General features: G+C 69.6%; 5 protein-coding genes. 1 reads left to right on the plus strand and 4 read right to left on the minus strand.

Annotated elements, in window-relative coordinates; all coding sequences use genetic code 11:
* The coding region (locus G6024_RS13220; protein WP_182640383.1) for an IMPACT family protein at positions 1 to 530 on the minus strand (530 nt) is incomplete at its 3' end.
* 98 nt (positions 531 to 628) lie between these two features.
* Between G6024_RS13220 and treZ the strand changes: the two genes are divergently transcribed.
* Positions 629 to 2,458, plus strand: a complete 1,830-nt coding sequence (gene treZ / locus G6024_RS13225; RefSeq protein WP_159148891.1) for a malto-oligosyltrehalose trehalohydrolase — start codon at positions 629 to 631, stop codon at positions 2,456 to 2,458.
* A 40-nt stretch (positions 2,459 to 2,498) separates the two neighbouring features.
* Here treZ and ilvA read toward each other — a convergent pair whose 3' ends face one another.
* From ilvA to rarD, 3 genes are read right to left on the minus strand one after another with little or no spacing between them, the layout of a single operon-like run.
* The gene (gene ilvA, locus G6024_RS13230) at positions 2,499 to 3,773 is read right to left on the minus strand and encodes a threonine ammonia-lyase IlvA (protein WP_159148892.1); all 1,275 of its coding nucleotides are present in this window, start codon (positions 3,771 to 3,773) and stop codon (positions 2,499 to 2,501) included.
* 43 nt (positions 3,774 to 3,816) lie between these two features.
* Positions 3,817 to 7,365, minus strand: a complete 3,549-nt coding sequence (dnaE, locus tag G6024_RS13235; protein WP_119192934.1) for a DNA polymerase III subunit alpha — start codon at positions 7,363 to 7,365, stop codon at positions 3,817 to 3,819.
* A 12-nt stretch (positions 7,366 to 7,377) separates the two neighbouring features.
* Positions 7,378 to 8,283, minus strand: a complete 906-nt coding sequence (gene rarD / locus G6024_RS13240; protein ID WP_159148894.1) for an EamA family transporter RarD — start codon at positions 8,281 to 8,283, stop codon at positions 7,378 to 7,380.
* Positions 8,284 to 8,531 lie beyond the last annotated feature (248 nt).

Raw genomic sequence — 8,531 nt, forward strand, 5'->3', positions numbered from 1 at the left:
TAGTCGACATCCATCACCCGGGCCCCGGCGGAGCGCAGTGCCCCCTCGAGACCGCCGGCCACCGAGTGGTCGACCTCGGCCGTCCACGCGGGGGTGCGGGTCACCTCCGCCACGCGACGGTCCCGCCACGCGGCGTCGACCGCCCCGGACACCGCCGCCGAGTAGGCCCGCGCCAGCCCGCCGGTGCCCAGCTTGGTGCCGCCGAACCACCGGACCACGACCGCGCACACCCCGGTGAGGCCACTTCCCCGCAACACGTCCAGCATGGGGGTGCCGGCGGTGCCGGAGGGTTCACCGTCGTCGCTTGACCGCTCGATTCGGCTGGCCCCGGGAACGTCCACGATGAAGGCACTGCAGTGGTGGCGAGCCGACGGGTGCGCCGCCCGGAGTTCGGCGATCAGGGCGCGCGCGTCCTCCTCGTCGTCGCACCGTCTCAGCACGGCCACGAACCTGGAGCGTTTCTCCTCGTACTCCCCCGTCACGTCCGGTCCGGCGGTGAGCCGGAGCACGCGGGGCGGGGACTCTGTCATGGCCCCAGTATCGCCGTCGGTCGTTGATGCGCGCAGTTCGGCCTGCGGGTGTCGTTCGCCCCTCCCCGCGGCGGCGCGTTTTCCCTACGCTGGGCGGTGTGACCTCACCGAGCCAAGCGACCCCGCCCGACACGAGCGCGACCGCCACGACCGTCCCCGCCGGCGCCGACCCGCGCGACGAGATGTTCTCCGTCTGGGCGCCCGGGGCCCGCGCGGTGGGGTTGGTGCTGGACTCCCCCGACGCCGACCCGGTCCCGATGCGCCGCGCCCCGGGCGGCTGGTGGACGTCCGGCATCCCCCGGGAGCAGGGCAGGGACTACGGGTTCGTGGTGACCGGCGACGACGACGAGGTCAGCCCGCCGCGGCCCGACCCGCGGTCGCCGCGTCAGCCGAACGGGGTCCACGGGCTGTCTCGGGTACACCGCCTCGAGGAGTCCCGCTGGACGGACCAGGCGTGGACGGGACGGCAGCTGGCCGGATCGGTGATCTACGAGATGCACGTGGGCACGTTCTCGGCCGGCGGGACGCTGACCAGCGCGATCGAGCACCTCGACGAGCTGGTCGAACTGGGCGCGGACATGGTCGAGGTGATGCCCGTCAATGCGTTCAACGGCGAGTACGGCTGGGGCTACGACGGGGTGGCGTGGTTCGCGGTGCACGAGCCGTACGGCGGGCCGGGCGCGTTCCAGGAGTTCGTCGACGTCTGTCACGCGCGGGGTCTGGGCGTGTGCCTGGACGTGGTCTACAACCACCTGGGCCCGTCGGGGAACTACCTGCCGGAGTTCGGCCCGTACCTGTCCGCCGCGGATGGTCCGTGGGGGTCGGGGCTCAACCTGGACGAGGAGCACTCGGGGGAGGTGCGGCGTTACATCATCGACAACGCGCTGCGCTGGTTCGACGAGTTCCACGTGGACGCGCTGCGGCTGGATGCGGTGCACGCGCTGCACGACGCCTCGGCCGTGCATCTGCTGGAGCAGTTGACGGTGGAGGTGGAGTCGCTGGCCACCCATCTCGGGCGGCCGCTCTCGCTCATCGCCGAGTCGGATCAGAACGATCCGCGGACGGTCACCGCGCGTGAGGGTGGCGGCCTCGGGTTGGACGGGCAGTGGGACGACGACGTGCACCACGCCGTCCACGCCGCCGTGTCGGGGGAACGGCAGGGCTACTACGCCGACTTCGGGTCGCTCGAGTCGCTGCGACAGGTGCTCACGGGTGCGTTCCTGCACGCGGAGACGTTCTCGACGTTCCGCGGGCGCGTGCACGGGCGGCCGCTGGATGTGAGCCGGGTGCCGGGGTCGCGGTTCGTGGCCTACACGCTGACGCACGACCAGGTGGGCAATCGCGCGGCCGGCGACCGGCCGTCGATGAACCTCACGCCCCAGCAGCAGCTGGCCAAGGCCGCCATCGTCCTCTGTTCGCCCTTCACGCCGATGCTGTTCCAGGGTGAGGAGTGGGGCGCGCGGACGCCGTTCTGCTTCTTCACCTCGCATCCCGAGCCGGAGCTGGCCGAGGCTGTGCGTGAGGGTCGGACCCGCGAGTTCGCGGCGATGGGCTGGGATCCGGACACGGTGGCGGACCCGCAGGATCCGGAGACGTTCCGTCGCTCGGTGCTCGACCGCACGGAGCAGGCGGCCGATGAGCACGCCGAGATTCTGCGGACCTACCGGGCGCTGATCGCCCTGCGGAAGTCCGAGCCGGAGCTCAGCGACCCGTGGCTGGGCTCGGTCCGGGTGGACTGCGGCGTGGAGGCCGACGACAACCGCTGGCTCGTGGTCCACCGCGGGGCGCTGGCGCTGGTGGTGAACCTGGGCACCGAGCCGTCGCGGGTCCCGCTGGCCGGCGAGGCGGTGTTCGCCTCGGGGGCGGTCGCCGACGACGACTCGGTGTTCTGCCAGGCGTTCGGCTTCGCGGTGCTGCGGACGCGCTGAGACGACGTCACGGTGGACGCCGCCCGCGCGTGAAATCAGGTCAGGTCAGGTACTCGTACGCCGCGGTGCCCGGCTCGAGGCGCTCACAGTCGATGCGGGAGGCGTCCATGCGCTCGAGCAGCGAGTGCAGGCCGGTGGCCGAGCCCAGCTCGATGCCCACGAGCGCGGCGCCGTACTCGCGGTTGTTGCGCTTGAGGTACTCGAACTGCGTGATGTCGTCCTCGGGCCCCAGCACCTCGTCGAGGAAGCGGCGCAGCTGGCCGGGCTCCTGCGGGAACTTCACCAGGAAGTAGTGCTTGAGTCCCTTGTGGACCAGGGAGCGTTCGATGATCTCGCTGTACCGCGAGACGTCGTTGTTGCCACCGGAGACCAGGCAGACGACGGTGGCACCCTCGTCGATCTCGAGCTGCTCCAGCGCGGTCACCGCCAGTGCCCCGGCGGGCTCCGCGATGATCCCCTCGTTCTGGTACAGCTCCAGCATCTCGGTGCACACCGCGCCCTCGTCGACGGTGAGGACCTGGATCCGCTCGGTCATCGAGGAGATGACCCCGAACGGGAACTCCCCCAGCCGTGCGACGGAGGCGCCGTCCACGAAGGTGTCGACGGTGTCGAGGGTGACCGGCTCCCCCGCCTCGAGCGCCCGGGTCAGGGATGGGGCCCCGGTGGGCTCGACGGCGATGATCTTGCAGTCCGGCGCGTACTCGGCGAGGTAGGTCGCCAGCCCACCGACCAGCCCGCCACCGCCGACGGGGACCACCACGGCATCGGGCGTCTCGTCGAGCTGGGCGAGGATCTCGGCGGCGATCGTGCCCTGTCCCGCCATGGTGTCGGGGTGGTCGAACGGCGGGACCATGGTCGCCCCGGTGCGCGCGGCGTCGGCTCGGGCGGCGGTCTGGGCGGCGTCGAAGTTCGTCCCCGTCACCACGAGCTCGACCGAGTTCCGCCCGTGGGCGAGGATCCGGTCGCGCTTCTGCTTGGGCGTGTTGGTCGGCACGTAGATCCGGCCGTTGATACCCAGCACCCGGCAGGCGAAGGCGACGCCCTGGGCGTGGTTGCCGGCGCTGGCCGTCACGACGCCGGCACTGCGCTCGTCGCTGTTCAGCTGCGCCATGAGGTTGAAGGCGCCGCGGATCTTGTACGAGCGGACGTCCTGCTGGTCCTCCCGCTTGAGCAGGATGTGCGCGCCGGTCTGCTCGCTCAGCCGCTCACTGACCTGGAGGTCGGTGCACCGGACCACGTCACCGATCCGGCGGGCGGCGGCGTCGATGTCGTCGGGGGTGACGACCTGGGTCGTGGCGGAATCGGTGACGGTCACAGCCACCAGTGTCCCACCGCGCCCACGATCACCGTCAACCCGGTCAGCCCGTGAGGCAGCCGGGGCCGAGCAGCGCCTTGAGATCGCCCATCAGCGAGGACGAGGTCTCGACCCGCAGGTGGTCATCGAGCCGCAGGACGGTCGACGAACTTCCGTTGACCAACCGCAGGTGCACGTCCGACGGTCCGGGGTGCCGCCCCAGGACCTGCTTGAGCGCGGTGACGGTCTCGATGGTGCACATCCGCGTCGGCAGCGTGAGCGCCAGCGGCGCCCCGTTGCCACCGACGACCAGGTCGGGCACCTCGAGGGTGTCGCCGAACACCGAGACGCGGTCCTCACGGATGTTGATGCGCGCCTTGACCAGCACCACCGCGTCCTCGGCGATGTCCATCGCCGCGAGACGGTACGTCTTGGGGAAGAACAGCACCTCGACACTGCCGTTGAAGTCCTCGATGGTGACGATCGCCCACGGCTCGCCGTTCTTGTTGACCCGCCGGTCGACGCCGGAGATGATCCCGCCGATCGTCACGGCGGTGCCGTGCGCGAGCTCGCCCTCGTGGATGGTGGCGATGGTGGTGTCGGTCTTGGCCTCCAGGGCGGCCTCGAGCCCGTCCAGCGGGTGCCCGGACACGTACAGACCCAGCATCTCGCGTTCCAGGGCGAGCTTCTGCTTGATGTCCCATTCCTCGTCGGGGACCCGGACGGCGAAGACGTCGCCAAAGCCCGAGTCGGCCTCGGCGTCATCTCCCCCGCCGAACAGGTCGAACTGACCCACCGCCTCGGCCTTCTTGGTGGACATCACCGATTCCACCGCGTCGGCGTGGACCAGGAACAGTCCCTTGCGCGGGTGGCCGAGAGAGTCGAAGGCGCCGGCCTTGACGAGCGACTCGGTGACCTTCTTGGTGCAGGCGGTCTGGTCGATCTTGGCCAGGTAGTCCGAGAAGTCGCCGAACTCGCCCTTCGCCTCGCGGGCCGCGACGATCGAGTCGACCACCTGGGCGCCGACGTTGCGCACCGCGCCCAGTCCGAAGCGGATGTCCGTGCCCACCGACAGGAAGTTGGTCCGCGACTCGTTGACCGACGGCGGCAGGACCTTGATGCCCATCTGGCGGCAGTTGGACAGGTACAGGGCGGCCTTGTCCTTGTCGTCGCCGACGGAGGTGAGCAGCGCGGCCATGTACTCGGCCGGGTAGTTGGCCTTGAGGTAGCCGGTCCAGAAGGAGACGAGGCCGTAGCCGGCCGCGTGCGACTTGTTGAACGCGTACGAGGCGAAGGGCTCGATGGTGCCCCACAGTGCGTCGACGGCGTCCTTGGAGAAACCGCGCTCGAACATGCCGCCGGAGAACTTCTCGTACTCGGCGGCCAGCACCTCGGCCTTCTTCTTGCCCATGGCCTTACGGAAGCCGTCGGCCTCACCGGCCGTGTATCCCGCGAGTTCGCGGGAGATGGCCATGATCTGCTCCTGGTACACGATCAGGCCGTGGGTCTCGCCGAGGATCTCCCGGAGCGGTTCCTCGAGCTCGGGGTGGATGGGCACCAGTTCCTGCTTGCCGTTCTTTCGGTCGGCGTAGTTCCAGTGCGTCCCCATGCCCATCGGCCCGGGGCGGTACAGGGCGAGGGCGGCCACGATGTCGTTGAAGCCGGTGGGCTTCATCCGCTTGAGCAGCTCGCGCATGCCGCCGGAGTCGAGCTGGAACACGCCCAGCGTGTCACCGCGGGCGAGCAGCTCGTAGGTCGCGGGGTCGTCCGTGCTCAGGACGTCGAGGTCGATCTCCTCGCCCCGGTTGAGCTTGATGTTCTCCAGGCAGTCGCCGATCACCGTGAGGTTGCGCAGGCCCAGGAAGTCCATCTTGAGCAGGCCGATGTCCTCACACGACGGGTAGTCCCAGCCGGTGATGATGGCGCCGTCCTGCGCGCGCTTCCACATGGGGATCACGTCGAGCAACGGCTCGGAGGACATGATCACCGCGCAGGCGTGCACGCCGGCCTGGCGGACCATGCCCTCGAGCCCGCGGGCCGTGTCGTAGATCCGCTTGACGTCGGGGTCCGTCTCGATGAGCTGACGGACCTCGGCGGCCTCACCGAAGCGCTCGTGCTTGGAGTCGGTGATCCCGGACAGCGGGATGTCCTTGGCCATGATCGGCGGCGGCAGTGCCTTGGTGATCCGGTCGGCGATCGCGTAGCCGGGCTGGCCGAAGTTCACGCGCGCGGCGTCCTTGATGGCGGCCTTGGTCTTGATGGTGCCGAACGTGATGACCTGGGCGATCTTGTCGGCGCCCCACTTGTCGGAGGCGTAGCGGATCATCTCGCCGCGACGGCGGTCGTCGAAGTCGATATCGATATCCGGCGCCGACGGACGCTCGGGGTTGAGGAACCTCTCGAACAGCAGCCCGTGCTCGATCGGGTCGATGTTGGTGATCTTCAGCGCGTACGCGACCAGGGCGCCGGCGGCTGAGCCTCGGCCGGGTCCGACCTTGATACCGATGGAGCGGGCGTGCTCGATGAGGTCACCGACCACCAGGAAGTAGCCGGGGTAACCCTTGCCCTTGATGACCTCGAGCTCGAACGCGGCGCGGTCGAGATACTCCTGCGGGACACCGTCCGGGAACCGCCACTCCAGACCCTTCTGGACCTCCCTGGCCAGCCAGGTGTCCTCGGTCTCGCCGTCGGGGACGGGGAACTTGGGCATCCGGTCCTTGGGGGCCCAGATGTCGTCGTACGGCTGGACGCGCTCGGCGATCCACAGGGTGTTGTCGCAGCCGCCGGGGACTTCGGTGTCCCACTGGGCGCGCATCTCGTCGGCGGACTTGAGGAAGTAGCCGTCACCGTCGAACTTGAAGCGGTTCTCGTCGGCGAGGGTCTTTCCGGTCTGCACGCAGAGCATGGCCTCGTGGTAGTGGGCCTGCTCGCGGGTGACGTAGTGGCAGTCGTTGGTCACCAACGGCGGCATCCCCAGGTCCTTGCCGAGCGTGAGGAGGTCCTCGCGGACCCTGCGCTCGATGTCGATCCCGTGGTCCATCAACTCGAGGAAAAAATTGTCCTTGCCGAAGATCGACTGCCACTTCTCCGCGGCCTCGTAGGCCTCCTTCCTGTGGCCCAGGCGCAGCCGCGTCTGGATCTCACCGGAGGGGCAGCCGGAGGTGGCGATGATCCCCTCGGAGTGCTCGGCGAGGATCTCGGCGTCCATGCGCGCCCACTTGCCCAGCTGCCCCTCGTAGGACGCCAGCGAGGACAGGCGGAAGAGGTTGCGCAGGCCGGTGGCGTTCTCGGCGACCATCGTCATGTGGGTGTACGCGCCGGAGCCCGCGACGTCGTCGCTCTTCTGGTTCTTCTCGCCCCACAGCACGCGCTTCTTGTTGAACCGCGACTCGGGGGCGACGTACGCCTCGATCCCGATGATCGGCTTGATGCCGGTCTTGACGGCCTGCTTGTAGAAGTCCGACGAGCCGTACATATTGCCGTGGTCGGTCATCCCGACCGCCGGCATGCCGAGCCGGGAGGCCTCCGCGAACAGCGGGTCGATCTGCGCCATCCCGTCGAGCATCGAGAACTCGGTGTGATTGTGCAGATGCACGAACTGGGATCCGCCCACGCAGCATTCCTCCTACGACTCGTCCGGCCCAGTGTAGGTCGGATCCCCGACAGTCCTCGAAACCCCAGCGCGGGCCGAGCGTGGCTGCCTGCCGGCCAGCGTGAATGCGATCACCGCGACCCAGATGAGCGCGAACCCGACCCACTGCACGGCGTCGAGCCGCTCGCCCACGACGAGCAGTCCCCAGGCCATCTGCAGCACCGGGACGATGTACTGCAGCATGCCCACGGTCGCCAGCGGGATGCGCTGCGCGGCCACGGCGAACAGCAGCAGCGGCACCACGGTGACGAGCCCGGCGGTGGCCAGCAACACCGAATGCCCGGCGCCGTCGGTGGTGAACGTGCCCGCGCCGGTCGCACCCAGCCACAGCAGCAGGGCCAGCGCGAACGGGGCGATCACCAGCACCTCGCCCGTCATCCCGATCACCGGGTCAACGCGCAGCTTCTTCTTGAGCACGCCGTACATGCCGAAGCTCATCGCGAGGATCACCGAGAGGTACGGGAAATGGCCGTATCCGGCGGTGAGGACCCCGACGGCGACGACGGCGAGGGCCACCGCGAGCCACTGTGGGCGATTGAGTCGTTCGCGGAACAACAGGACGCCCAGCAGGACACTGACCAGCGGGTTGATCGTGTACCCGAGGGCGGCCTCGGTGACGCGTTCGGAGTTCACCGCGTACACGTACACGCCCCAGTTGGCGGTGATGAAGACGGCGGCCCCGCCGACCCGGGTCCACGAGACGCGGTCGATGGCCCACAGGTCGCGCCAGCGCCGCAGCACTGTGAGCACGACGGCCATGACGACGAGCGACCACACGATCCGGTGGCCGACGATCTCGACGGCGCCGGCGGGCTCGAGCAGCGGGAAGAACGCGGGGAAGAACCCCCAGAGGGTGTACGCGGCGATGCCGGCGACCATCCCGCCGGCCACCGACTTCTCGCTGTTGCTCACCCGCCGGCTCGGCCCCTCGCTGCTCACCGGCGCAACCCTAGCCAGGCCCCGGATCGGCCCCGCATGTCGAGCCCTTTCGGGGGTGGGTGCCGTCGGTGGGCGCGCGGGGCTCAGGCGGCCGGGACCGGGCCGTCATCCGGCAGCGGGAAGGCCGCGTCGACCTGCTGCGGCTGCAGCGGCCGGACGGCGAAGCGTTCCCATACCGCGTCCGGCGG

Source organism: Dietzia maris (genome assembly GCF_014144855.1).
In the GTDB taxonomy this organism is placed as follows: Bacteria; Actinomycetota; Actinomycetes; order Mycobacteriales; family Mycobacteriaceae; genus Dietzia; species Dietzia kunjamensis.

Bases quoted from the DNA above. Each gene is read 5' to 3' on its own strand.
- rarD (WP_159148894.1), bottom strand. From the start codon at position 8,283: ATGGTCGCCGGCATCGCCGCGTACACCCTCTGGGGGTTCTTCCCCGCG.